Source organism: Maritimimonas sp. 2405UD52-3, assembly GCF_056591715.1.
The window spans coordinates 350295-374819 of sequence record NZ_JBWQOL010000001.1 but is presented as its reverse complement, the minus strand read 5'-3'; the positions used below and the strand labels follow the sequence as shown (position 1 = coordinate 374819).

The 24525-nt window shown below is 34.0% G+C and carries 23 protein-coding genes; 9 read left to right on the top strand and 14 right to left on the bottom strand.

Features of this window, described 5'->3' with window-relative positions:
* Window positions 1-5 precede the first annotated feature (5 nt).
* The 3 genes from AC1EU5_RS01735 to AC1EU5_RS01725 are packed head-to-tail and all read right to left on the bottom strand — an operon-like array spanning window position 6 to window position 2452.
* Window positions 6-419: an OsmC family protein gene (locus AC1EU5_RS01735; RefSeq protein ID WP_480190621.1), complete on the bottom strand. Its 414-nt coding sequence runs from the start codon at window positions 417-419 to the stop codon at window positions 6-8.
* Window positions 409-1437, bottom strand: coding sequence for an aminotransferase class I/II-fold pyridoxal phosphate-dependent enzyme (locus tag AC1EU5_RS01730; protein ID WP_480190620.1), 1029 nt, complete (start codon window positions 1435-1437; stop codon window positions 409-411). The genes AC1EU5_RS01735 and AC1EU5_RS01730 overlap by 11 nt, the downstream gene beginning before the upstream one ends.
* Window positions 1427-2452, bottom strand: coding sequence for a dipeptide epimerase (locus AC1EU5_RS01725; RefSeq protein WP_480190619.1), 1026 nt, complete (start codon window positions 2450-2452; stop codon window positions 1427-1429). Before AC1EU5_RS01725 ends, AC1EU5_RS01730 begins: the two co-directional genes overlap by 11 nt.
* Window positions 2453-2521: 69 nt before the next feature.
* Here AC1EU5_RS01725 and AC1EU5_RS01720 point away from each other — a divergent pair, with 69 nt between their 5' ends.
* Complete coding sequence (locus AC1EU5_RS01720) at window positions 2522-3112, top strand: carboxymuconolactone decarboxylase family protein (RefSeq protein ID WP_480190618.1); 591 nt, start codon at window positions 2522-2524, stop codon at window positions 3110-3112.
* A 312-nt stretch (window positions 3113-3424) separates the two neighbouring features.
* Window positions 3425-4447, top strand: a complete 1023-nt coding sequence (locus AC1EU5_RS01715; protein WP_480190617.1) for a Fic family protein — start codon at window positions 3425-3427, stop codon at window positions 4445-4447.
* Here the strand turns inward: AC1EU5_RS01715 and AC1EU5_RS01710 are convergent.
* The gene (locus AC1EU5_RS01710) at window positions 4434-5009 is read right to left on the bottom strand and encodes a uracil-DNA glycosylase family protein (RefSeq protein ID WP_480190616.1); all 576 of its coding nucleotides are present in this window, start codon (window positions 5007-5009) and stop codon (window positions 4434-4436) included. The genes AC1EU5_RS01715 and AC1EU5_RS01710 overlap by 14 nt on opposite strands.
* A gap of 164 nt (window positions 5010-5173) precedes the next feature.
* Complete coding sequence (rsmI, locus tag AC1EU5_RS01705; RefSeq protein WP_480190615.1) at window positions 5174-5845, bottom strand: 16S rRNA (cytidine(1402)-2'-O)-methyltransferase; 672 nt, start codon at window positions 5843-5845, stop codon at window positions 5174-5176.
* Between the two features lie 73 nt (window positions 5846-5918).
* Here rsmI and aspS point away from each other — a divergent pair, with 73 nt between their 5' ends.
* Window positions 5919-7667, top strand: coding sequence for an aspartate--tRNA ligase (gene aspS / locus AC1EU5_RS01700; protein ID WP_480190614.1), 1749 nt, complete (start codon window positions 5919-5921; stop codon window positions 7665-7667).
* A 39-nt stretch (window positions 7668-7706) separates the two neighbouring features.
* A complete protein-coding gene (locus AC1EU5_RS01695) occupies window positions 7707-9491 on the top strand; it encodes a chloride channel protein (RefSeq protein WP_480190613.1) in 1785 nt (594 codons plus the stop codon).
* Here AC1EU5_RS01695 and AC1EU5_RS01690 read toward each other — a convergent pair.
* Window positions 9488-10273 carry a class I SAM-dependent methyltransferase gene (locus AC1EU5_RS01690; RefSeq protein ID WP_480190612.1) on the bottom strand — a complete coding sequence of 262 codons (786 nt, stop codon included), beginning with the start codon at window positions 10271-10273 and terminating at the stop codon, window positions 9488-9490. The two genes, AC1EU5_RS01695 and AC1EU5_RS01690, sit on opposite strands and share 4 nt — an antisense overlap.
* A 9-nt stretch (window positions 10274-10282) precedes the next feature.
* Entirely contained in the window at window positions 10283-11224 is a 942-nt protein-coding gene (gene glpQ, locus AC1EU5_RS01685) for a glycerophosphodiester phosphodiesterase (protein WP_480190611.1), read from the bottom strand.
* A gap of 59 nt (window positions 11225-11283) precedes the next feature.
* Here glpQ and AC1EU5_RS01680 point away from each other — a divergent pair, with 59 nt between their 5' ends.
* Window positions 11284-11529: a hypothetical protein gene (locus AC1EU5_RS01680; protein WP_480190610.1), complete on the top strand. Its 246-nt coding sequence runs from the start codon at window positions 11284-11286 to the stop codon at window positions 11527-11529.
* A 43-nt stretch (window positions 11530-11572) separates the two neighbouring features.
* Entirely contained in the window at window positions 11573-11722 is a 150-nt protein-coding gene (locus AC1EU5_RS01675) for a GIY-YIG nuclease family protein (RefSeq protein WP_480190609.1), read from the top strand.
* Window positions 11723-11896: 174 nt separating this feature from the next.
* On the opposite strand, the gene AC1EU5_RS01670 is transcribed toward AC1EU5_RS01675, so the two are convergent.
* From AC1EU5_RS01670 to AC1EU5_RS01650, 5 genes are all read right to left on the bottom strand, one after another.
* A complete protein-coding gene (locus AC1EU5_RS01670) occupies window positions 11897-12346 on the bottom strand; it encodes a nucleoside deaminase (RefSeq protein ID WP_480190608.1) in 450 nt (149 codons plus the stop codon).
* A gap of 26 nt (window positions 12347-12372) precedes the next feature.
* A complete protein-coding gene (locus AC1EU5_RS01665) occupies window positions 12373-13854 on the bottom strand; it encodes a LytR/AlgR family response regulator transcription factor (RefSeq protein WP_480190607.1) in 1482 nt (493 codons plus the stop codon).
* An 87-nt stretch (window positions 13855-13941) separates the two neighbouring features.
* Complete coding sequence (locus AC1EU5_RS01660; protein WP_480190606.1) at window positions 13942-14505, bottom strand: hypothetical protein; 564 nt, start codon at window positions 14503-14505, stop codon at window positions 13942-13944.
* A gap of 94 nt (window positions 14506-14599) precedes the next feature.
* Window positions 14600-15373, bottom strand: coding sequence for a hypothetical protein (locus AC1EU5_RS01655; protein ID WP_480190605.1), 774 nt, complete (start codon window positions 15371-15373; stop codon window positions 14600-14602).
* 8 nt (window positions 15374-15381) lie between these two features.
* A complete protein-coding gene (locus AC1EU5_RS01650) occupies window positions 15382-16083 on the bottom strand; it encodes a hypothetical protein (RefSeq protein WP_480190604.1) in 702 nt (233 codons plus the stop codon).
* A gap of 155 nt (window positions 16084-16238) precedes the next feature.
* On the opposite strand from AC1EU5_RS01650, the gene dxs reads away from it, so the two are divergent.
* On the top strand, window positions 16239-18011 hold the full coding sequence (gene dxs / locus AC1EU5_RS01645) for a 1-deoxy-D-xylulose-5-phosphate synthase (protein WP_480190603.1): 1773 nt from the start codon (window positions 16239-16241) through the stop codon (window positions 18009-18011).
* Between the two features lie 10 nt (window positions 18012-18021).
* Entirely contained in the window at window positions 18022-19269 is a 1248-nt protein-coding gene (locus AC1EU5_RS01640; protein WP_480190602.1) for a DUF3078 domain-containing protein, read from the top strand.
* A 99-nt stretch (window positions 19270-19368) separates the two neighbouring features.
* Here the strand turns inward: AC1EU5_RS01640 and AC1EU5_RS01635 are convergent, their stop codons facing one another.
* Both AC1EU5_RS01635 and AC1EU5_RS01630 read right to left on the bottom strand, forming a co-directional pair.
* On the bottom strand, window positions 19369-22557 hold the full coding sequence (locus AC1EU5_RS01635; RefSeq protein ID WP_480190601.1) for a PA domain-containing protein: 3189 nt from the start codon (window positions 22555-22557) through the stop codon (window positions 19369-19371).
* 71 nt (window positions 22558-22628) lie between these two features.
* Window positions 22629-23969 carry a deoxyguanosinetriphosphate triphosphohydrolase gene (locus AC1EU5_RS01630; RefSeq protein ID WP_480190600.1) on the bottom strand — a complete coding sequence of 447 codons (1341 nt, stop codon included), beginning with the start codon at window positions 23967-23969 and terminating at the stop codon, window positions 22629-22631.
* A 183-nt stretch (window positions 23970-24152) separates the two neighbouring features.
* Between AC1EU5_RS01630 and AC1EU5_RS01625 the strand changes: the two genes are divergently transcribed.
* Window positions 24153-24512 carry a carboxypeptidase-like regulatory domain-containing protein gene (locus AC1EU5_RS01625; RefSeq protein WP_480190599.1) on the top strand — a complete coding sequence of 120 codons (360 nt, stop codon included), beginning with the start codon at window positions 24153-24155 and terminating at the stop codon, window positions 24510-24512.
* The last annotated feature ends 13 nt before the right edge of the window (window positions 24513-24525 follow it).

The window sequence follows — 24525 nt, the reverse complement described above, 5'->3', positions numbered from 1 at the left end:
TTCTTCTAATTTTCTATAAAATTAAATTTTATCTCTAGGTCAGCAAATTTCTCAAACATTGCAGTTACTCCACAATATTTATCTAGGGAAAGGTCAACTATTTTTTGAAGTTTTTTTTGGTCTAAATTCTTACCATAAAAATTATAAGTTACCCAAACCTTATGATAATATTTAGGATGCTCTTCAGTTAATTCTCCTTCCACATCAATATTAAATCCATCAACTTCAACACGCATTTTTTTGATTAAAGAAGCCACATCTAATCCAGTACAGCCACCTAAGGCAGAAAGCATTAAAGCTTTTGGTCTATAGCCTTCTTTACTAGGTTCTTGCCCATCATTTATAAATAATTGGCCGCCAGGATTCTCTGATTCAAACTGCATTTCTCCTTGCCAGGTAGTTCGTACTTTATTTGTCATGGTTTAAAATTTCTATCAATTTAATTAAATCTTCTTTTGTATGATTAGGGGTAATCACTATTCTGTTCATTGGCTTTTTATATGTGGGATACTTAAAACTAGTAATTACAATATTTTCTTTTAGTAAAGTCGTAAAAACAATCTCGCTATTACTATAAATTACCGGATAATTTTGATCAAATATAAGAGATGGTTTCATTTCCAAATGGTCAGAAATAAATTCTAAGTGTCGCTTTAGTTTATTTCTACGTTTCTTAAATATATTTTGAGCATCTAAATAGGCTTGTAAATACACAGGATTTGCACCTGAAGATGATACAAAGTCATCTTCTTTTTTTATCTGATCAATAAATTCCTCGTCTGAAGCAATTACCCCACAAGCCAAACTCATCGCTTTTCCTAAAGATGCTATCATAATAATTCGATGCAGTCTTTCTTTCGGAATTGACGATAAAATTCCTTCGCCTTGCTCGCCTAAAACCCCTAAACTATGTGATTCATCAACTACTATGGTGATTTTTTTATCTATAGGAATTTCTTCAATGAAATCAAAAGGAGTTGGAGTCACTTCCAAACCACAAATAGCATCTAAGGTAATTACTACTTTTTCATTTCTAGGATCCAGTAGTTGTGGATGCAGACTTCCATCTTTGAATAATAACTGACTGTTTTTTGCTAGAATCGCTGGATGTGTCTTTGGATGGTGAAAAAAAGTAACATCTTCTTTTGATAAGCTTTGTAATACTAAATTTCCGGCTAAGGTTCCTGATGAGACCATTGCACTGGCTTCAGTAACCACTTGATTTGCGAAAAAAGATTCACACTTATCGTAAATTGAAAGTTGAATGTTGGCGTTTCTAGAACTACCATAAAAAGAACCCCATTTTTGTAGATTTCTTGATACAATTTCCAAAAAATCAGGATGAGTAGCCAATCCCAAATATGAAGTACCTCCAAAATATAGATACTCTTTACCTTCAATCTCAACAGTCCTGTCGGGAAAGCTATCAACGGTCATGCTCATGATTTAAAGAAGCTCCTGTTCCATTCAAATCACTGTAACGTATTACTCCATTTTCAATTGTCACTCCCATTGCAATATCTTCTTTGAGTAAAATAGCACCATCCATATCTACATAATCTAACAGAGGTAATAAATGTGCTATGGCCGAAATACCAATACTTGATTCTATCATGCAGCCTACCATGGTTCTCATTCCTAAACTCCTGGCTTTTTCAAGCATCCGTTTCGCCGGTGTCACTCCACCACATTTGGTCAGTTTCACATTAATACCCTGAAAAAAACCGTGGCATTTCTCAACATCAGATTCAATTAAACAACTCTCATCTGCAATGATGGGTAGTACCGATTTTTCGTAGGCTAACTTGTGACCTTCCCAATCATCAGCTTTTAAAGGTTGCTCAATAAATTCAACTCCCAGTGCTTTTAATTCAATAGAATTTTGAATAGTTTCCTCAGGTGTCCACCCACAGTTGGCATCAACCCTAAAAATAGCATTGGTGTGTTTTCTTAATTCTGAAACTATTTTAATATCTTCTTTTGTGCCGAGTTTTATCTTGTAAATCGGCCAAGGTTTCTCTTTAAGTTTCGCTACCATTTTTTCAATAGTATCAATTCCAATGGTATAACTTGTTAAAGGATTATTTTCTGTTGAAAATTTCCAATATTCAAATAATTTTTTTTCTATCCTTTTGGTATATAGGTCATTATAGGCAAGATCAAGTGCACATAAAGCAAATGTGTTATTCTTTAGTAAAGGTTGCATAACACTCCAAAATTCATTCGGCGGCAATTGATTGTGCTGTTTAATTTGATCTTCAACTTTTTTTAGATCATTAATCATGTTTGAAACCGTAATACCATAGTAAGGGTTTGAAGTTGCTTCTCCAAAACCTGAATGTCCACCATACTTTAATTCAACCACCAAAGCGGGTTGTGTATCAAAAGATTCGCGAGAAATTGTAAATGTATGTTCCAGCTTAAGGTTAAACTCACGTAAGATAAGTTCCATAAAAATGACACTTTATATGAATAAAAGTACTAAAATTATATCTTTGGAAACTCATTTTAAACACAGAATATGCCCTTAGTTAATCCTTTAGACCCCAATCATGATGCTGAGACAAAACGCTTAGCTGATTTTTATAATGAAACACTAGGTTTTTGTCCAAATTCGGTACTCACAATGCAGCGAAGACCAGAAATCTCAAAGGCGTTCATTAATTTGAATAAAGCCGTAATGGCTAATCACGGTCGAGTAACTGCGGCATTAAAAAGAATGATTGCTTGGGTAAGTAGTAATGCTACAGGGTGTAGATATTGTCAAGCACACGCCATTCGTGCAGCCGAGCGCTATGGCGCAGAGCAAGAACAATTAGATAACATATGGGAATATAGAACACATCCGGCTTTTTCTGAAGCTGAACGTGTAGCCTTAGATTTTTCATTAGCCGCTTCAAGTGTGCCCAATATGGTTGATGAGGAAATCAAACAACGCTTGCATGAACATTGGAATGAAGGTGAAATTGTAGAAATGTTAGGCGTTATTGCTTTATTTGGTTACCTCAACCGTTGGAATGACTCTATGGGGACTTCCATTGAAGATGGTGCGGTTGAAAGTGGAGAGCACTACTTAGGAAAACATGGTTGGAATAAAGGGAAACATGTCTGATTGTTACTTTTTTTTATATTATTCTGTTACATTTTTGTTACATTTTTGTTATATTTTTTTTGTATACTTAAATTCTATTCACCTCTATTTATAGTAGATAACAAAAATTTTTGTTACTTTGTGATTTTAATTTTGTTACATTTTTTTTTGATAAATTGAATATTTTGTTAATAAATGGCACGGTTTCTTCATTTTAGTATTTCATTACCTCAACCTGATTTTGAATCTGAATTAACAGATTTAATTTTAGACTTAGAATCTTTACGAAGTAAACGTTTAAAGGGTACAACTCCGCCTCCAATTTTTTTTCAATTGAAAAGAATCTTTCATATGCTTGAAAGTCATGGATCCGCTCGCATTGAGGGTAATAATACAACTATCGCTGAATTTATAGAAACTAAAATCGAAGGTCCAAAAAGTGGGGTTGATGAAAAAATTCAAGAAATTGAAAATATAGAAGAAGCAATGTCATATGTAGAGGAATATGTTCCTGAAAGAGGAATATCTAAATCTCTTATAAAAGATATTCATTCTATGGTTGTTAAGAATTTATCGCTTCCTCCAAAAGGAGAAGGCGATTTTACACCAGGGATTTTTAGAGATAAGCCTGTAAGCATTACTGGTTCTAATCACTTACCTCCACAAACCAAATCTCAAATAGAAGAATACATGGACGAGTTATTTATTTTTATTAATAACTCTCATACTCCAAAATATGATTTACTTAAAATTGCCATAGCACATCATCGCTTTATGTGGATTCACCCTTTCTCAAATGGTAACGGAAGAACGGGAAGACTGTTGAGTTATGCTATGTTAATTAATCAAGGTTTTAACGTAAGCGTGGGAAAGATTTTAAATCCAACTGCGGTATTTTGTTTTGATAGAAATTTATATAATGAGTATTTATCTTACGCAGATGATGGCAGTAAAAAAGGAATAGAGAAATGGTGCATTTATGTTCTTCAAGGTCTTAAAAAGGAAATTGAAAAAATAGATGACCTTGCCAATTACTATTATCTTCAAAGTAAAATTCTATTACCAACACTTAAGCATGCCTCTGAAATGAAATATATAACGCCTGATGAGCTAAAAATATTGAAACTAGCAGTTGAAAAAAAGAGTATACAGAACCAAGATATACAAAAGATTTTTCCAAATAAGCTCTCACCAGCTATCTCTCGAATGATAAGAGATTTGAAGCAAAAAAAGATGCTAGAGTCTGAGAGACTTAATACTAGAAGATATCATATTTCATTTACCAATAATTTTCTTATTAGAGGGATAATCCAAATGCTTGAAAAAGAATCTTTTATTCCTCCTATAAATGTTTAAATTTTGCAATCATATCTTTAAGATGTGAGGTAACTTCTTCTTCAAACCAAGGATTTTTTGTGAGCCAAAACCGATTTCTTGGCGATGGGTGAGGTAGCACAAAATACTCAGGTAAATATTCTTTATAATTTGCCACTGTCTCAGTTAAAGTTCTCTTAGCTTTTTCTTTTAAGTAGTATTTCTGTGCATACATACCAATGAGCATTATGAACTCTAAAATAGGCATCGCATCAAATAAAGATTGATGCCATTGCGGTGCACATTCTGCTCTAGGTGGGAGATCTCCAGATTTTCCTTTACCGGGATAACAAAATCCCATTGGTATAATAGCAAACTTAGAAGTATCATAAAATTCTTCATCAGTCACATTCATCCATTTGCGTAGTTGTTTACCACTTGCATCATCCCAAGGAATTCCTGAAGCATGCACTTTAGTGCCGGGTGCTTGACCAATAATAACCACTCGTGCATCTTTGTGTGCCCTCACCACTGGTCTGGGACCTAAAGCCAGATGTTTTTCACAGATAGTGCAGTTTTTTATGTCTAATAGTAGTTTTTGCATCAATTACTTTTTTGTTACTTATGAATTGTCCCCTTGAGGGGACTTCAAGGGTATCTTTTTTACAACATCTCCTTGATAGCTCCGCTATCTTTCCCTCTTCAAAGAGAGAATTCTTATCTAAATTTCCAAAAAAATAAGTTTCTTCTCTTAGCTCAGAATGACAGTCACTTCTTACCAGCAACAACAATAACTATTTCACCCTTAGGAGATTTCTGCTCAAAATGAGCCAATACTTCTTTTGCGGTGCCTCTTATGGTTTCTTCATACAACTTGGTTAATTCACGTGATACCGAAATTGGACGGTCCTCACCAAAATAGTCCACAAACTGACCTAAGGTTTTGATCAACTTATGAGGACTTTCATAAAAGATCATAGTTCTGGTTTCCTCCGATAGTAACTTTAGTCGGGTTTGCCTACCTTTCTTAACAGGTAAAAAGCCTTCAAAAACAAACTTATCATTTGGTAAGCCACTATTCACCAAGGCCGGTACAAAAGCCGTAGCGCCTGGTAGACATTCTACTTCAATCTTATTTTCTACACAGGCTCGGGTCAATAAAAACCCTGGGTCCGAAATTGCAGGAGTTCCTGCGTCAGAAATTAAAGCAATTGTTTCACCCGACTTTAATCTTTCGACCAGTCTTTCGACCATCTTATGTTCATTATGCATATGATGGCTTTGCATAGGCGTTTCAATTTCAAAATGTTTTAATAGTTTTCCAGAAGTGCGCGTGTCTTCTGCCAAGATAAGATCAACTTCTTTTAATACCTTGACAGCTCGAAAGGTCATATCTTCTAAGTTGCCAATAGGCGTGGGCACTATATAGAGTTTGCTCATTAAAACAAATATAGAAACTATCTTTTACAACAGGTCTTTAATCATTAAATTTGCCCATCCTAAAAAGAAAATGATGTATAGAACACATACAAATGGTGAACTTCGTATAGCAAGCGTTGGTGAGAAAGTAACCTTGTCCGGTTGGGTGCAAAAAGTACGTGATAAAGGTTTTATGATCTGGATAGATCTTCGTGATCGTTATGGTATTACCCAATTGATACTTGATGAAGAACGCACAGATACATCACTATTTGAAAAAGCAAAAATTTTAGGACGTGAATTTGTAATTCAAGTAACCGGGGAAGTTATTGAACGGCAGTCAAAGAATCCGAATATCCCTACAGGTGAAATAGAAGTTTTAGTTACCGAATTAAACATATTAAACAAATCTATAACACCTCCTTTTACTATAGAAGATGAGACTGATGGTGGTGAAGAGTTGCGTATGCAATATCGCTATTTAGACATTCGTCGTAACCCTGTTAAAGAGAGCTTGATCTTTCGCCATAAAGTGACACAAGAGGTTCGTAACTACTTATCAAATCAAAACTTTATAGAGGTAGAAACCCCCTACTTGATCAAATCTACTCCTGAAGGTGCTCGTGATTTTGTAGTGCCAAGCCGCATGAATGAGGGGCAGTTTTATGCGCTACCTCAATCACCACAAACTTTCAAGCAGTTGCTAATGGTAGGTGGCATGGACAAGTATTTTCAAATTGTGAAATGTTTTAGAGATGAAGATCTACGTGCTGACAGACAACCAGAGTTTACGCAAATTGACTGCGAAATGGCTTTTGTTGAACAGGAAGATATTTTAAATGCTTTTGAAGGATTGACACGTCATTTATTAAAGGAAATTAATGGTGTTGAAATTGGTGATTTCCCCAGAATGAGTTATGATGAAGCCATACGTAAGTATGGAAATGATAAACCTGATATTCGCTTTGAGATGAAGTTCGGTGAACTGAATGAAGTAACTCAGCACAAAGATTTTAATGTATTTAATAACGCTGAATTGGTAGTGGCAATTGCCGTCCCGGGGGGAAACTCATTTACTAGAAAAGAAATTGACAAGTTAATTGACTGGGTAAAGCGCCCTCAAATTGGTGCTTTAGGTATGGTTTATTGTCGCTGTAATGAAGATGGTTCGTATAAATCATCTGTAGATAAATTCTACAATCAAGAAGATCTGGCAAATTGGGCATTAGCAACAGGTGCTAAAGAAGGAGATTTGATCTGCGTACTTTCTGGTGATACTTCAAAAGTACGTGCTCAGTTATCAGCCTTGCGAATGGAGTTAGCAGAACGTTTGGGCCTACGAAAAACTGACGAGTTTGCACCGCTTTGGGTTCTTGATTTCCCATTGTTAGAGTGGGATGAAGATACAAGGCGCTATCATGCCATGCACCATCCGTTTACCTCTCCTAAATCAGAAGATATTGCCTTATTAGATACTGATCCGGGAAAAGTGCGAGCCAATGCTTATGACCTGGTATTGAATGGAAATGAAATTGGAGGAGGTTCTATAAGAATTCACGATAAAAAAACCCAAGCATTAATGTTTGATCATTTAGGGTTCACCCCTGAGGAAGCCAAAGCACAGTTTGGTTTTTTAATGAATGCCTTTGAATATGGTGCACCCCCTCATGGTGGCATTGCTTTTGGTTTAGATAGATTGGTAGCCATTTTAGGAGGGCAAGAAACCATTCGAGATTTTATCGCCTTCCCAAAAAACAATTCAGGGCGCGATGTAATGATTGATGCACCAGCTCCTATTGATCATGAACAATTAAAAGAATTAAATCTAAAATTAGATCTATAAAATTCAAATCCTGCTTTTGCAGGATTTTTTATATCAACTATGTCAAAACTCAAAGCCATTTTAAACAGATTTTTAGTCTGGAGGTATAAGCACATTCCCGAAAGGCAGTTTATCTATGTTTTGAGTATTTTGGTTGGTTTCCTAGCTGGAATTGGTACCGTATTACTTAAAAACTTCACGTATTACATTCAATCCATTCTAGATTTACAGCTGTTTAAATCCGTTAGGGCTTCACTTTATTTTATCTTACCGATTATTGGTTTAGTACTTGTTTATTATATCAAAAAGAAGTTACTTAAAAAGGAGATTGGCCATGGCATTTCTACCACACTATATGCTATTTCAAAACGAAGTGGTATCATTCACAGTTCAAATATTTTAACTAGTCTGATCACCGCACCAATTACTGCAGGTTTTGGTGGGTCTGTAGGGTTACAAGGTCCAGCTGTAAGTACAGGAGCTGCTTTTGGCTCTAATGTGGCACAACTCTTTAGAATGAATTCAAAAACAAGAATGCTATTGATTGGTTGTGCTACTGCTGGTGCTATGGCTTCCATGTTTAAAGCGCCCATTGCAGCATTGGTTTTTGCTTTAGAAGTCTTTAGTCTTGATATTGCTTTTACCTCCTTAGTACCATTGTTATTAGCATCAGTATCAGCGGTGGTAACTTCATATTTCTTTACCGGAACAGATGTATTACTGCGCTTTGAATTAGTCGATAAATTTCAAATTAAGGATATACTTTTCTACGTGATTCTGGGAGTGGGTACCGGTTTTGCTTCCGTATATTTTTCAAAAATGTACTTTGCCATTATCAACTTTTTCAAGCGTTTTAAATCGGCGAAGGCAAGATTGGTGGTTGGCGCTTTTGCCATTGGTACCATGCTTTATTTTATTCCGCCACTTTTTGGAGAAGGTTACGGACTGATCAACAACTTAATTGAAGGAAACCAACAAGCTGCTATTGGAGAAACTCCTTTTAACCTCGATCTAAACAATGCCTGGATAGTTATTACTTTATTAATAGGAATTACCATCTTTAAAGCCGTAGCCATGACTACTACTTTTGCTGCCGGCGGTGTGGGTGGTATCTTTATCCCTACACTGGTTATGGGCAGTGCCCTTGGAAATGCATTGGCAATGGCGATTAATAATGTTGGACTTGGCTTTGAAGTTTCGGAATCCAATTTCACGTTGATTGGTATGACTGGATTAATGGCTGGTGTATTGCATGCTCCATTAACTGCTATCTTTTTGATTGCAGAAATCACTGGAGGTTATGACCTTTTTGTCCCTTTAATGTTAGTGGCAGCTACTTCTTTTGCTATTACAAAATACTTTGTGTCACATTCTATTTATGCCAAAGAGCTTGCGGATCGCGGAGAGTTAATTACACATGACAAGGACAAGAATACTCTATTGATGATGGATCTTGACAAGGTAATTGAAGATAATTTTGTGAGTATTCTTCCTAGAATGAAATTAGGTCAGGTATTAAACAATGCTGTGGCAAAATCAAATAGAAATATCTTTCCGGTAGTGAATGAAAAAAATCAATTTCTTGGTATTCTATTGTTAGATGATATTAGAAAGATCATGTTTGACCAAAAATTCTATAATGTGATCTCTGTAAATGATTTAATGGAAAACGCTCCGGCAATTATTTTTTATAATGAAGATAGTATGCAAGCTATAATGGACAAATTTGAGCAGAGTAAAGCCTGGAACCTACCCGTGGTAAAAGATGGAAAATATTATGGTTTCATATCAAAATCGAAAATGTTGACTGTTTATAGAAATAAATTGATTGAAGTTAACTCTTAGCTCTTTTCAGCAACTATGAATAAATAATCTCCTAAGTCATTTTCATAAGATGTTATTAGCTCATTAATTTTTCCCGTTTTAACATCTTTTTTCATTTCCACCAAACCAAGCTCTACTTCTTCTTTATTCGCCAGTGAAGAAAAAGATGAAATACCCCTGCGTACATTAAAATCAAAGTACAACTCAGGATTATGTTTTCCGGCATATAAAAACAGATCTTGCAAATCTGGTTGGATAAAATATTTTTCTTCTTTGCACATTGAAAACCCATTATTAGTTAGAGCTAATTTCAGGTCATTAAATGCGGGCATTTGCTCTATGGAATTGAGCATCATTTTAGGAAAGTAATGATTCAGCCAATATCCCTTCATCTGTTTTGGTGTAGAGGTAAAAATAACAATACTGCTTTGCGGTTTTAAAACTCTATACAATTCTCTAAAAGCATTCTCAAGGTTTTTCCAGTGATGAATTGTTAAACTTGCCATAATCCCATCAACCGATTCATTGCTTAATCCTGTTTCCTCAGCAGTGCCAAGTTTCCATTCAATTATGTCATTCTTCAATTGCGCTTTCTCAAGCATTTCTTGAGAGGGATCAATCCCAACAAAGCTGTACCCTTTTGATGAAAGTACATCTGTATAATTTCCCGTTCCACAACCTATATCAAGATATAAATGCCCTTCAACGGGATTTAAATGATGTAAAAGCCTATTGGTTAAATAAGGATCCGCTTTTCTTGTTTCATTATAACCAACTCCTATTTTGTCATATTTAACTTCCATACTCTTATTTTATTTATTCAAAAAAATGACTGCTTTATCTGGGTGATCCGTAAAAACGCCGTCTAGATTTAATTCATTGAAACCATAATTCAGTAAAGCATTAAAATCATCAAATTCATCGAGATCATCTGCTCTGAAAGTATAGCCATGTACTTTTAAACCTTTTGATTGAGCATCAAATATAAATTTTGGTGATACTTCCTTGTACCAAGGACCAATTCCGTCAGCATACGTACTAAACTCTTCAAATAGTTGCTCTTCTTTTTTTGACTCTATGAGCTGAACTAAAAATAAATTGGAATTAAATTCTTTGCGTATTCGCTTCAATTCTCTAGAATCAAAACATTGCAAAATGCACTTATCTACTTTTGTTGTATAACCATAATGCGCTAGAATCTTGAGTATTATCTTTGAAATATCCTTGCCTTCCTTTTGATGAAAAGCAGGTTCTTTGATCTCCGGATAAATACCAATAGAGTTCCCAGCACTTTGATTTAATCCTTGAATTAATTCTATTTCCTCTTGTAACGAATGTAGTTGAAAACTACTTTTTCCTTTTGGAAAACGTTTAGGGTATACTTGTCTTCCCGATTCAGGATCAAAACGCTCTGTCATCTTAAGTTGTTTCAGTTCTTGAAAAGTGAAATCAATTACATAATAACGTCCATCTTCTCGTTTTCTATCCGTAAATTTTTCTGAAACATCCGTCACATCCTCTAAATAAATATCATGGATTACCATAGGTATATCATCTTTACTTAGCACAACATCTTGTTCAATATAATCAGGATTCATGGCATAGGCCATAGCCTTGGAAGCCAAAGTATGCTCAGGTAAATAACCTGAGGCTCCGCGATGCGCGATAACAACTTTTTTAGATTTCATGTTCTTTTGAGATAACTGATCACAACCCTGAAATAAAAATACAACTAAAAGTAGGTATAACTTCATTTTAAGATTTTAATGTTATAAATTTAGTAGTTTCGTTTTTGTATTTATGAATCAATAAAATGAAGTTACTGTTAAAAATACTTTTCTTTTTATTTTTAGGAGTCTTAGTATTTGGATTTTACCTAAAATATAGTGTACATCATGAAAAAGCAGATGTTGTAATTGGTATTGATATTCTTTTTCTGTCATTTATTTTGATGCCACTATTTATTTATCACAGATATCAGCAAGGTAAGTATAAGAAGTATGTGCTAGATCCTAATAAGAAAAATCCGTTTAAGATAGATGAGGATAAAATGGTTTAATGTCATTCTGAATGAAGCATAGCGAAATGAAGAATCTCATGAAATGAAAACGAAAGGAACTCATAATTACTATGTCTATATCCTTACTAATAAAAATAAAACCGTTTTATATACAGGAGTTACGAATGATTTAGCAAATCGAATTCGATTCCACAAAGAAAGTGCCAGTCTAAATATAAAGGCTTCTATCTAATTTATTACAAACATTTTTCTGAAATTGAACTTGCTATAAAAAGAGAAAAACAAATAAAAGATTGGCTACGAATAAAAAAGGAAAAGTTAATATCAGAATTTAATCCTGATTGGAAATTTCTAAACAATCGACTATAAGATTCTTCACCCGAAATCTCGGGTTCAGAATGACAAGTCAATTTAGATTTCGTTTTTGAATAAAAAAACGAGTCAGCAACTCACTACATTCTTTTTCTAAAATTCCACCAACTACTTTCGTTTTAGGATGTAATTGTGTTTTGTAATGCTGAAACCCCCGTTGCGGATCATGCGCTCCAAAAACAACTTTTCCTATTTGCGTCCAGTAACTGGCACCCGCGCACATTTGGCAAGGCTCTAAGGTTACATATAAAGTACAGTCTTTTAGGTATTTTCCTCCCAGGTAATCCGCTGCTGCTGTAAACGCCTGCATTTCAGCATGTGCAGTAACATCATTCAATTGTTCTGTAAGATTATGTGCTCTGGCAATAATCTTGTCTTTTATCACTATAACCGCTCCTATAGGTACTTCATTTTTTTCAAAAGCATATTCTGCCTCTTGCAAAGCGCGTTTCATAAAGTAATTATCATCAAAAGGATTTACCATTCACTAAATTACGAAAAGCAAAGCTATCAAAATTTGTTTTTATACGAACGTGATAAAGGTATTTGTGTTTTATTTAGTAACGTAAGTGAAGTACTATTAACCTGCTTGATAAAATTAGAATTCACAATGTACGAGCGATGACATTGTATAAAGTTAGGAGGTAATTCTTGTTTGATTTGACTCAATCTACCTCTTACAAAATGGTTTTTACCATCACTTAAAAAAACATTGAGATAATGATCATCCGATTTAATATACAGCAGGTCAGAAATATAAACTTTGGTTTTATCCTTTAGAATGATATGGTTTTTAATCACAATATTTTTGAGTTCATCTAGTTTTTGAAGGGTTTGAGATTGTTCTCTTTCTAATTTATCACTCTTCTTTTTATATCTTTCATAAAGAAAATATGTTAAAAACAATATTAAACTCAGAATACCTAGAATGGGAATTACGAAATTTATAATATTTTCTTTTTCTTGATTATCTTTTGATAATTCTTCCAGTTCCTTCTCTTTTACTTTTAAATTGTATTTTTTTTCAATTCCCATTATCTGTCTCGCATGTGCTTTCTGATCTAACAAATCTTTGACACGTATCATTTCTTTAAAATAAAAATGTGCACTATCATATCGATTTAAGTCTTCATAACATTTATACAACCACTCATGAGTATACATTATTAACACTTTTTCTTTATTTCTATTTAAATCTTTAATAAAAAAAGGAATTGCCTTTTTCGGCTCTCCACTTTTATAGTAATTAATCGCAGTATTATAGTCAACAGCTTCTGTTTTAAATTTAGCATGCCAAAATGGTAATGATACATATATAGTTTTTGCTTTTAAATTATTAAAATTCGCATTTTTATAGTCATTTAACCAATCAGCCTGATACACCCCAAGGATCTGAAAATAGATTGCTCTGTGAAATCGGTTATTCTTTGAATGTGAAAATAATTTCTTAAATAAAAAATTCAGCGTATCCTTCTTAAAGAACTTTACTTGAGCACTATCCAGCGAATTACATTTCAATTTATTATCCTTTAATATGAAATGGTGTTTTATTGTTTGATAAGTATACCAAAAATTATCAGCCTCGTCTATTTTATATTTATCAAATTCTTCTAGGTATTTTTCAGAAACGATAGTATCTTTTACTCTGAAATTAATATGAGAAATTAAACGTCTTAAACTTTCATTAATTAGAGTAGAATCCTTTGCTATAGAAGCTTTTTTATAACTGTCAAAATAAAATTGAAAGATTTTCTTATTGTTCTTAAATTTTTTATTAATTGATAAGGCATCTGCAAATAAATAATAATATACTATCGAATCTTTTGCATTATTAATATTATCAAAATTGAGAAGCGTATCCAATTTATTTTGAACTCCATTTGAATAATAAGTTATTTGATACTTAAAAAGGTTTCTTATTTCTTTATTTTCTACTTTTTTAGTATATAAACTTGCTTTTTCGTATTCATTCATCTTCAGCGCATGATTCACCAAGTCAACATAGTTTTGACTATTTATCGATATTATAAAAAAATATAAGCTTATGAATAAATAATTTCTCAAATTTTCTATTGAATTCTATGGGTTGCTAGATACAATCACAACACCATCACACTCATAGCCACCACTATCTATTTTCTCTGATAAGTTATAATCATTGTTGTAAACTTGAGCACATGATTCCAAAATTTGAGATTCGGTCTTATCAACCACTTCAAAGATCATTTCTGCGCCGTTATTTACTAATATTGATTTTTCGTTAAGATTGCGACCATAAACATAATCGGTATTATCACCCGTTTCGCCCTCTTTAATTTCAAGTCTAAAAATCACTTTATCTTCATTCGATTCTTTATTTAAAGAGACTCTAGATATTTTAATTGGACTACCTGAACGGCTTATTAATTTTGTTTCCAAAGAATTAATCTGGTATTTTCCAGAAGCTAGCTTATCAGCATTGAATCTACCTAAAGCTGTAAAAGATAAAATTGAATCACAAAACTGATAACGCAATGTTTGAAAATTACAACTGTCATCTATTTTATAGTAAAGAACAGCTTTTACCAAACTTAAATAGTTTGGAACTTCGGCTGGAATACATGGTTCAGGAGTGTCCGTATCATCTTTACAGTAGTTCTTCATATCGTGATTAATTTTAAATAGCATCGTTAGAATTACTATAAACATACCAACAATTATTACTACTAGTATTAAATTTTTATTTTTCATAACAATTTTATTTATTTACTGAATTACGAATTAGTTTGAATTGTAAAATATAAGCCCTTAGCATTGCGGCGACTTCGATGTTCAAGTTTTCTACTTGAGCTTCAAGCGTCGCAATGTCAAATGAGATTGACTTAATAGCATCTAAGCAGGCATTAGTACTTGCTTTTGCTTTATTTGTCGTTTCTAAGTTATTCAATTTTGGGCAATCATTATAGGAAGCATTAATTTCTTCAAGTTTTGATATTATACTCCCAATATAAACAGCTGCCTTACCACTTGATGGAATATTATTAGAACCTATACTTTCCCTTAGAGCCATTAATGAAGATTTATTTCCATAAACCTGTTCAAACGCATTTTGAAATTTTCTTACAATTTCGTTTTTAACTTTTACAGCATTTCGGTCTCTTAAGGTACTTATAAATTGAATATCCTTGAAGATTGAAAGTCTTCCGACATCATTTCCAACACGTTCAATCCTGAGTTGCACTTGATTTATCGCCTCGAGATATTCAATATCTCTTGCAAATTGAGCAACCAATTCATTTTTGGATTTTTTAATCGTTTCTTCTAATTTCTTTTTATAATCTTCTTCCATTTTTTTGGCAGCTTCATCTTTATCTTTTCTTTTTGAACTACTAATGTCTTTCACACCTTCGACTACATTTGGGAGCAAGGTTCCAGCAATTTTATCTATAATTTCTAGGGGGTTAATTTGTGCGCTTGCAGTATTGGATACCATCAATACCAGCAGCAAGAACTTTACAGTTTTAGTTTTCATAATAAATATTATTTTAAGGTTAATGTTTCTATTTGAGGCAAATTTGATAAGTGAGAGATTATTAGATTTTCTAGTTTTCTTACTTCTTTTGAGATATCAATAATTTTTAAAGAATTTCTTGGTATAGCTCCATTTCGAGCAGAAATATATTTTTTTATAACATCTACATCAATAGGTACTGTCTCTTCAATACTAGTTTTATCAATATCGCTATAGGTTTCTTTAATTAAACCTATACTCTCGTTGATACTTTTTATTGGGTAAATAGTAGTAATCGCCTGTAGTTTTTGAAGGCTATCTGAAGCTATTCTCCAATTGTTCTGATAAACAACAACAATTTGATAAGGCCCTTCATCACAATCGATATTGTCAAAATTTGAATAAAATCCTTGTTCACTAAATGTTTTTAAAACATTTAATTGATTGTCAATTTTTTTGGTTTTGGAAAGTAATTTTAACATAAGAGCCACATGATCTATATTTTTTTCAGAGTTAAAAAAGAGAGAATCCTTTTTTGTTCTTTCATTGATTTTTAGAAGAATGTCATCATTTCTTTGCTTATGAAATTCAACCATTTTATCATAACTAAAAAGTATTCCCTCACTTTTTAATTGTTCCGTAATTTTTTTAGATCTTTCCACCGAGTTCTGAGCATAATTCATTAGTGGAACTAAGCAGAAAAGTAAGATTTTAATAACTTTTATTTTCATTGTATATAATTTATCATTTGATCTCTAAAATACCTATAATCAACATGTTGTAAAAAAAAATGTCGCGAATAGCAGTAAAAATGACGTGAATTACATATAAGAGATATGGAGCTGCTTTAAATCATTCTAAAAAGAAGTATTTTTACCTTCTGTTTATGCCCAAAAAATTATTAGACCATATAAGCTACCCTAAAGATTTACGGAAACTTTCAGTTGAAAAGTTACCTCAGTTGGCAGAGGAATTACGTGAATTTATCATCAATATTGTGGCTGCCAAGGAAGGTCATTTGGGTGCAAGTTTAGGTGTGGTAGAATTGACCATTGCTTTGCATTATGTATTTGACACGCCTAAAGACCTATTAGTTTGGGATGTTGGCCACCAGGCATATGGGCATAAAATTTTGACTGGTCGTAAAGAAATTTTTGAAACAAACAGACAGTTGGGCGGCATTTCTGGTTTCCCAAAAAGAAGTGAAAGTGACTATGATGCTTTTGGTGTTGGACATTCATCAACTTCTATTTCGGCTACGTTGGGAATGGCTATAGCCTCAGCTCTAAAAGGGAAAAAAGAAAAACATCATATTGCTATTATTGGTGATGCGTCCATAGCAAGTGGTATGGCCTTTGAAGGACTCAATCATGCTGGCGTAACCGATGCCAATATACTGATAATTTTAAATGACAATGCCATGGGTATAGACCCTAGTGTAGGCGCTCTTAAGGAATATCTGACCAATATTAAAAAAGATAAGCGCGTACGAAAGCACAATATTATTGAAGCCTTGAATTTTGATTATTCAGGGCCTATAGATGGGCATGATTTAAATGCTTTAGTAACAGAATTAATCAGGCTCAAAAAAATAAAAGGTCCAAAGTTTTTACATATCATTACTACCAAAGGAAAAGGGCTTCAGAAAGCAGAAAAAGATCAGGTAAAATACCACGCCCCAGGGAAGTTTGATGCAAAAACGGGTGAGTTAGTACCAAAAGTATCTTCTGATTTGCCACCAAAATACCAGGATGTTTTTGGCTTAACCTTGGTACAGCTTGCAAAACAAAATGAAAAAATTGTGGGTATCACACCCGCTATGCCAACAGGCAGCTCATTAAAATTTATGTTAGAAGAAATTCCTGAGAGAGCTTTTGATGTAGGTATTGCTGAGCAGCATGCGGTGACATTTGCTGCCGGGTTAGCTACCCAAGGCATGATTGCATTTTGTAATATCTATTCTACATTTTTACAACGCGCCTATGATCAGGTAATCCATGATGTAGCACTACAAAATTTACCTGTTATCTTCTGTCTGGATAGGGCAGGTATCGTTGGGCAAGATGGTGCTACGCACCATGGCGTTTTTGATTTGGCCTATTTACGGTGTATTCCTAATTTAATTGTTTGTGCTCCTATGAATGAAGTGGAGCTTAGAAATATGATGTATACCGCTCAACTAGGTTTAGATCAGCCTATTGCCATTCGTTATCCTCGTGGGCGAGGTGTTACCAAAAATTGGCAACAACCATTTGAAATAGTAGAGATAGGAAAAGGAGAATGTATCAAAGAAGGTAATACGTTAGCAATATTAACTATTGGCCATATTGGAAACAGAATTCAAGAAATTTGCAAAAATATCTCTGAGAAGGAAAAGATCGCACATTATAATATGCGTTTTGTAAAACCTTTAGATAAAGAACTACTTCATACAATTTTTAATACATTTGATCGTATTTTAACTATTGAAAATGGCACCATAATAGGTGGATTTGGAAGTGCCATTCTGGAATTTTCGCAAGAGTACAATTACCATATAAGCATTAAAAGATTAGGAGTACCTGACCAGTTTATTGAACATGGATCTACAGAAGAATTGTTTGATCTGATAGGTTTAAGCACTGATGAAATTGTTAAAGTTATACATTCGCAGCTTTAAAATTGTTTGTATGAAGGAGTTTTTGATCTTTATACTTTTGAGTTTTTCATATGTTGTAGGCTATTCGCAAGAGAAAATAACCCCCCCTATTAAGGGTATTGATTCATTGCAGACAAGCATACAAATTGAACCTATTCAATTTCCAAAAGTATATCCTAAAGCATCATTTAGCGCCGTTGACTCTCTTTTATTTAAACTAGACTCTCTAGCGCGTCCTTTTTATATCTCGCAATTTGATTCTTCGTCAAATTCTCTACGGTATAATCCTAAGTACAGACCATTTGTAAGTGACATCAGCAAAGACACTTCTTATATTCCGGTACCAAAAAAAGCGAAATATATAAGCGCTAAAAGTAACTTAGCTATAGACACGCTCGAAATTTTAAATGCTGTTCAACTTTCAGCTATTGATACCTTAAAAAAAGCCGCTGATCCGGTATGGTGGTCTTATAAAAACAACTTTGCTTTTGATATCAGTGAAGCAGCTTTTGTGAATTGGAATGCCGGTGGTAATAACTCTATTTCTGGGCTTGTTAAGGTTTCCTTTTACAGGGATTATAAAAAAGTCTACATGCTCTGGAAAAACGAGATTTTAGCACGATACGGTTTAAACAGCCAGGAAGATCAAGAGTTGCGAAAAACAGATGATAAATTGCAGATAAACTCTACGTTTGGTTACAGAACAGATTCCGTCTCAAATTGGTATTATTCTATTAAGTTCAATTTTAATACGCAGTTTACCGATGGATATAGTTATCCTGATACAGATACACCTATTTCAAGATTGTTTGCTCCTGCCTATCTTTTCTTGGGAGCTGGCGCTCAGTATGATCTGAAAAAGAAACAGTTTTATATCTATTTATCGCCTATTACACTAAAATCAACTTTGGTATTTGATGAACGTCTTTCTGATGAAGGCGCTTTTGGTGTAGATCCTGGGAAAAAATCAAGAAATGAATTTGGATTCTTAATACGAAGTTCTTGGGATACTGAACTCATTAAAAATGTTATTATGAAAAATGACATTAGCCTGTATTCTGATTACTTACAAAATTTTGGAAATACAGACGTTCAATGGGATATTGCTTTCAATTTTATTATCAATAAATGGATGCGCGCAAATTTGAGTGCTCACCTAATTTACGACGACGATATTAAATTTAAAGAAGACACTAACGGAGATGGCACTTTAGAAATTCTGGGGCCCAGGCTACAATTAAAGCAGCTTTTAGGTATAGGTGTGGCATTTAACTTTTAATAAGCACTATGAGAATGAATTGAAGAATTTACTTCTCGATACAATCCGCACATTTCGGATCACTCGAAGTGACGTACTTATAAAAATATTCATGTTATTTTATTGCACAAAGAATTTTTTATCATATCCGTACTTCTCGCCTTCTACTCTTAAAATATAAAGCCCTTTTGAAAGTTTAGAAACATCTAATTCCTGTTTTCCAAAGACATCTTTGGTTTTAGAATAGACTCTTCTTCCGTTTAAATCGTAGACTGCTATTTGAGCTTTGCCAAAATCAATGGTAGAGTTTAATGTTACAACTCCGTTAGAAGGATTAGGGTACAATTGTATTCTATTATCATTAGAGGCAATTTCTTCAACACTTAATGCTACATCAGTAAATATACCTGTGAACATTCCTCTACCATAGGTGCTTGCTAGCAAAGTATTATCAGCTGTTCTTAAATCAAAACTGGTGACTTTTACGTTTTGCATACCGTTTTGTGATTGCTCCCAATTAGGACTGGAGTTTTTAAAATTTCCGGTTCTCCATATACCTAAATCCGTACCTATAATGACTTCATCATTTAACAAAGGATTCATCATCACCGCCTTTACGGGAATATCAGGGAAATCTCCCTCCTTATTTTGCCAGGTAGTTCCTCCATCTTCGGTGTACCAAATATTTGTAACTCCATAATTATGAAACGTCACTATAATTTCATTTTCATTAGCTCCAAAATTGATTGCTGAAATGCTTCCTAAAAATTCCGGCCCTGAAACATCTGACCAAATCGGATTTGTGTCTGCATTTTCAACCTTTAACAACGTACCTGAGTCGGTTCCTACAAAAAGTGTTGTGCTACTTAAAGTAAAAGGCGAAACCTTCAATACAGTTGGAGGTCTTGTAAGTAAATTATTTGATAGATCTGTTCTTGAAGGGCTTGCTGTTATATCTTCAAAGCGCGCAATTTGAATAGCAGTATTAGAAGATCCGTTTGTATATAAAATATCCAAATTATCATCCAATTCAGCTGGATTTATAAATGCGCCTTCATCACTATTAGATACAATAGTAGATGCGGTACTCGAAGGAGTTATTGGCATATTAAACCTTCTATAACTATTAAATGGTAATGAAACGATTAAATATTGACCATCTTTATCTATAAAGCAATAGCCCCCATCTCCTCCAAAAATTTCATCCCAACCATTAATATTCGGAGAAGCTCCATCAATAAAATTTGTGCCATTATCTTGAGAACCACCTAATAATTGGTCATTTGATACATTTTGACCTATGGCACCCCAATAGAATTGTGTCGTATTGTGATCATTAAAGCTGCTAAATATAGCTGACGATGCTGAAATTCCATCTGCTTCTAATGAATTAGCATAGTAGACTCCTCCGTCTGTTGCAATGATGGCTCTATCAGAATCAGAAGGGTCAAAAGCCATTTCATGAATATCTGCATGCACAAACGGAACATCCAAAGTATTTAGATTTGGGTTGTTAGACCATTTTGATATCTGTGTCCAAGCTTCAGAAGGTGTTCCAACACCTCCAGTTGAACTTCTAAAAATATCGATTCCGCCAACGTATACTATATCATCATTATTAGGATCAGCCTCCAGCATAAGATCATAAAAGGCTTGCCCTCTGGTAAAATCATCAGGGTCAATGCCATTGTCTGCGTCATCTGGAAGTGCCAATGTCTCGGTAGAGCCAAATCCGTCTGAGGTTCTAATAATAGTAATAGGGCTCTGTTGAGCTAACGCATATACCTTATTCGCATTAGTAGAAGAAACTTCTATTTCTGTTCTACTTGCTCCTGAAATGACATGTCTTTCAACAAAAGATACTCCGCTAGAAGAAGAAAAAATTCTGCCTCCTCCATCGCCAAAACTAGAATTATTGGTAGTTGATAACCAAATAGTATTATCAGGGCCTATTTCTATATCATTAGGTTCATAAGGGTTTCCACCAGGGGTATTGGGTAAGTTAATTCTAGTCCAAGAAGTGCCTCCATTTATTGATCTATATAAACCATATTCACTACCCTGACCTAAAAGCGTTCCAGGCGCTTCTTGATAGATAGCATCCGCCACCGCCGCGTATATTTCCGTTGTACCTCCATTATTTCTTGTTACAATATCATTTACATGAAAAATACCTGGCACCAACGTAACACCTATAGGTAAATTGGTAGTCTCTTCGGCTAAAGTTGCATTGATTGTTTGAGAATCTATGATGTCTAAAATAGCAACTCCCTCATTTCTAGAGATCATTAAAGATGGAATAGTAATGGTATTGTCAGTCCCAGCCATGGCAAATGGATTTCCCGCCACATTATTAATCATTATGACGGCTATAGCCCCCTGATCTTGTGCATTTTTCACTTTCACAGTAAAATTGCATGTACCCCTTTCTATAACCGCAATATTTCCATTAATAGCTGAACCATTTACTAAAGAGTTACATCCTTCCGTTGGCGCTCCTGTTCCATCATTTACTAATACCAGATTGCCTGTAATTTGATTTACAAAATTTGGCCCAAAAGAAGCGACTACTGCAGTAATATCACCTGCTATATTTCCCGGACTATTAATAGTTACATTTGCTCCTCCATTGAAAAAAGCTGTCCCTTGATCTTGGCCAAAAACTCTAGACCAAGTTGTACCACCATTGGTGGATTTCCAGATACCATTGCCATTCACTTGTCCTTGTACATATGATTCCCCTGTACCCAAATACATGATATTTGAATCATTAGGATCAGCAGTAATACTAGAAACCGCAAGGTTTTCAGGAATGCCAACTCGTGTCCAGCCAGAGTTTTGATTTGTAATATTATTATTCACCCATAAACCTCCACTTACTCCGCCGGAAAATACACGTCTGTTTGAAGGGTCATTAGGATCAAATAATATAGCCCTTGTTCTACCGGGCACATTATCCGGGCCTCGCTCTACCCATGCATTGGTATCTGTTCCAGGTACATTTTTTAAACGGACCTTCTTTAATAGGGATTCTTGTATTGCAAACTTTTTTTCAAACTCCGGTCTACCTGTCCTAGGATTCATTTCTAGTAAATATTGCTGCTCAAAATATTTATTAGGTGGTATTCCAATGGCTTTTCTTTGTTCCTTAGTTAATTTTAGTTTTTCCTGAAAAGGGTGATTGTCATATAAATCAAGATGTTGTTTTCTGAGCGTTACATAATCATCTTTATGATATGACTTTGAAATTAATACTAGCAGAGCAAAAGAAAATATGGCAACTACAAAATAAAGAATCGATTTCCTCATAAAAGCTTATAAATAAAGGGGTTGCTAATTTAAGGATAAATGATTTACCAAAATGTTAGCTGTCGAACATTTTAAATTTCTACGCCTTTTATTTTTCTATGCAGAAGAATAGCAGCACTATCAGACATACTGGCAATGAAGTTACATACCATCAAAATTCTATCATACAAACTATTTTGGTTTAAATCATATTTTTTGGGAAACACGTTTAATATTAAATCATCATAACTTGAACTCGTCTTAGCATAATGATTATTTGTAGCATTGATAAATACATCTAATAAATCAGCTAAAATTTGATAGCCTGCAATTTCCTTTTCAACTACTTCCTTGCTTTGGTAAATATTATTGACGCTTATTTTTATAATATCACTGATTTGTGCCTCATATTTACATTTATCTAGTAATGATTCGTGATAGTTTCCTATTAAAATAGCTTCTTCATTCTTTAGAAAAATATTTGCTGCTTCCTGTATCAAGTTACCAATAGCCAATGCTCTTAAATAGCTCAATCTATCTTGCTTGGTTTTTAATTGATAGTATTTTTCAGTATTTATAGTATCTCTTACCAAATTGATTAGGTATTCCAGTGCAAATTCTTCTTCTATCAAACCTAAGTTAATACCATCTTCAAAATCAATAATAGTGTAACAAATATCATCGGCAGCTTCCACTAAAAAGGCCAGTGGATGCCTACTAAAGGTAATATCCTCTCCTCTTCTAATTTGTCGTAGCCCTAATTCGTGCGCAACATCTACAAACAAGTTTTTTTCAGACTGAAAAAACCCATATTTTTTATCAATAATACTATTAGTAGGTTTCTTAGGTAGTGACTCTTTAGGATATTTCATAAAAGTCCCCAATGTAGCATATGAAAGCCGTAAGCCTCCTTTAATACCTTTTCTACTTTCAGTCAGTATTTTAAACCCATTGGCGTTCCCTTCAAAATCTATCAAGTCTTGCCATTGCTTGTCTGTAAGTTCCTCTTTAAACCGCAATCCTTTTCCCCTTTTAAAATATTCTCCTATAGCTTTTTCACCACTATGTCCAAAAGGGGGGTTCCCAATATCATGGGCCAAACAGGCACTAGCTACAATAGCACCAAAATCATTGGCCTGATATCCTTCATTCTTAAGCTCTGGGTATTTCTCTAAAAGTTTTTTACCAACTATTCTTCCTAAAGAACGCCCAACTACAGATACTTCAAGACTATGTGTTAAACGTGTATGTACAAAATCAGTTTTTGAAAGCGGTACTACCTGAGTTTTATCTTGTAGGCTTCTAAATGAATCAGAAAAGATTATGCGGTCATAGTCTACTTCAAAACCAATGCGGGTTTCATCCTGATCTTTTCTATATCTTTTCTGAGTATCGCCATAACGTTTTAAGGAGAGCAGCTGACTCCAGTTCATGTGTAAAATTTTTAGTCCGTGCAATGTACATTAATTTTAAAATTTACCTCTTTACATTTACTTAAAATTAGCTTCGCTTTGTTAACATTAAACTAACTTAAAAATTACGAATCCTTCATCTCTAGTTAACTCAACCTTTACATACCATGCGTTTCTTTGCCATGAAATCATAGAAAAGGATTTATGAAAAAAATTGCAATCATCTTCTTTCTTTTAATCGCCGGAATGGTTACGGCTCAAGACAAAGGATTTATTGAAGGTTTGGTAGTGGATGGTGAGATGAATGAGGAGCCTTTAGCATTTGCACATATAAGTTTAAAAGAGTTAAGAGAAACTACCACTTCAAATATAGATGGCGCTTATGCCTTAGAGGTTGTTTCAGGAACATATACTTTAATAATCAACGTTCCAGGGTATCAAAAAATAGAAGTACCTCAGGTAGTTGTTAGACCAGGAATCATTACCTCCATAAAAGAAATTAGCTTAGGCGTGTTTCAAATAGGTTCCTTTGCAGAAGCTTCAGAATCAAAAGATAAAAGGTAAACCCACTTATTTC

What these genes read in the sequence shown, in the direction of transcription:
- glpQ (WP_480190611.1), bottom strand. Translation starts at nt 11,224, where the DNA reads ATGAAGTTATACCTACTTTTAGTTGTATTTTTATTTCAGGGTTGTGAT.
- AC1EU5_RS01690 (WP_480190612.1), bottom strand. Translation starts at nt 10,273, where the DNA reads ATGGAAGTTAAATATGACAAAATAGGAGTTGGTTATAATGAAACAAGA.
- AC1EU5_RS01625 (WP_480190599.1), top strand. Translation starts at nt 24,153, where the DNA reads ATGAAAAAAATTGCAATCATCTTCTTTCTTTTAATCGCCGGAATGGTT.
- AC1EU5_RS01670 (WP_480190608.1), bottom strand. Translation starts at nt 12,346, where the DNA reads ATGGTAAATCCTTTTGATGATAATTACTTTATGAAACGCGCTTTGCAA.
- AC1EU5_RS01730 (WP_480190620.1), bottom strand. Translation starts at nt 1,437, where the DNA reads ATGACCGTTGATAGCTTTCCCGACAGGACTGTTGAGATTGAAGGTAAA.
- AC1EU5_RS01675 (WP_480190609.1), top strand. Translation starts at nt 11,573, where the DNA reads ATGAAAACGAAAGGAACTCATAATTACTATGTCTATATCCTTACTAAT.
- aspS (WP_480190614.1), top strand. Translation starts at nt 5,919, where the DNA reads ATGTATAGAACACATACAAATGGTGAACTTCGTATAGCAAGCGTTGGT.
- AC1EU5_RS01660 (WP_480190606.1), bottom strand. Translation starts at nt 14,505, where the DNA reads ATGAAGAACTACTGTAAAGATGATACGGACACTCCTGAACCATGTATT.
- rsmI (WP_480190615.1), bottom strand. Translation starts at nt 5,845, where the DNA reads ATGAGCAAACTCTATATAGTGCCCACGCCTATTGGCAACTTAGAAGAT.
- AC1EU5_RS01635 (WP_480190601.1), bottom strand. Translation starts at nt 22,557, where the DNA reads ATGAGGAAATCGATTCTTTATTTTGTAGTTGCCATATTTTCTTTTGCT.
- AC1EU5_RS01640 (WP_480190602.1), top strand. Translation starts at nt 18,022, where the DNA reads ATGAAGGAGTTTTTGATCTTTATACTTTTGAGTTTTTCATATGTTGTA.
- AC1EU5_RS01695 (WP_480190613.1), top strand. Translation starts at nt 7,707, where the DNA reads ATGTCAAAACTCAAAGCCATTTTAAACAGATTTTTAGTCTGGAGGTAT.
- AC1EU5_RS01680 (WP_480190610.1), top strand. Translation starts at nt 11,284, where the DNA reads ATGAAGTTACTGTTAAAAATACTTTTCTTTTTATTTTTAGGAGTCTTA.
- AC1EU5_RS01710 (WP_480190616.1), bottom strand. Translation starts at nt 5,009, where the DNA reads ATGCAAAAACTACTATTAGACATAAAAAACTGCACTATCTGTGAAAAA.
- dxs (WP_480190603.1), top strand. Translation starts at nt 16,239, where the DNA reads ATGCCCAAAAAATTATTAGACCATATAAGCTACCCTAAAGATTTACGG.
- AC1EU5_RS01650 (WP_480190604.1), bottom strand. Translation starts at nt 16,083, where the DNA reads ATGAAAATAAAAGTTATTAAAATCTTACTTTTCTGCTTAGTTCCACTA.
- AC1EU5_RS01630 (WP_480190600.1), bottom strand. Translation starts at nt 23,969, where the DNA reads ATGAACTGGAGTCAGCTGCTCTCCTTAAAACGTTATGGCGATACTCAG.
- AC1EU5_RS01720 (WP_480190618.1), top strand. Translation starts at nt 2,522, where the DNA reads ATGCCCTTAGTTAATCCTTTAGACCCCAATCATGATGCTGAGACAAAA.
- AC1EU5_RS01655 (WP_480190605.1), bottom strand. Translation starts at nt 15,373, where the DNA reads ATGAAAACTAAAACTGTAAAGTTCTTGCTGCTGGTATTGATGGTATCC.
- AC1EU5_RS01725 (WP_480190619.1), bottom strand. Translation starts at nt 2,452, where the DNA reads ATGGAACTTATCTTACGTGAGTTTAACCTTAAGCTGGAACATACATTT.
- AC1EU5_RS01735 (WP_480190621.1), bottom strand. Translation starts at nt 419, where the DNA reads ATGACAAATAAAGTACGAACTACCTGGCAAGGAGAAATGCAGTTTGAA.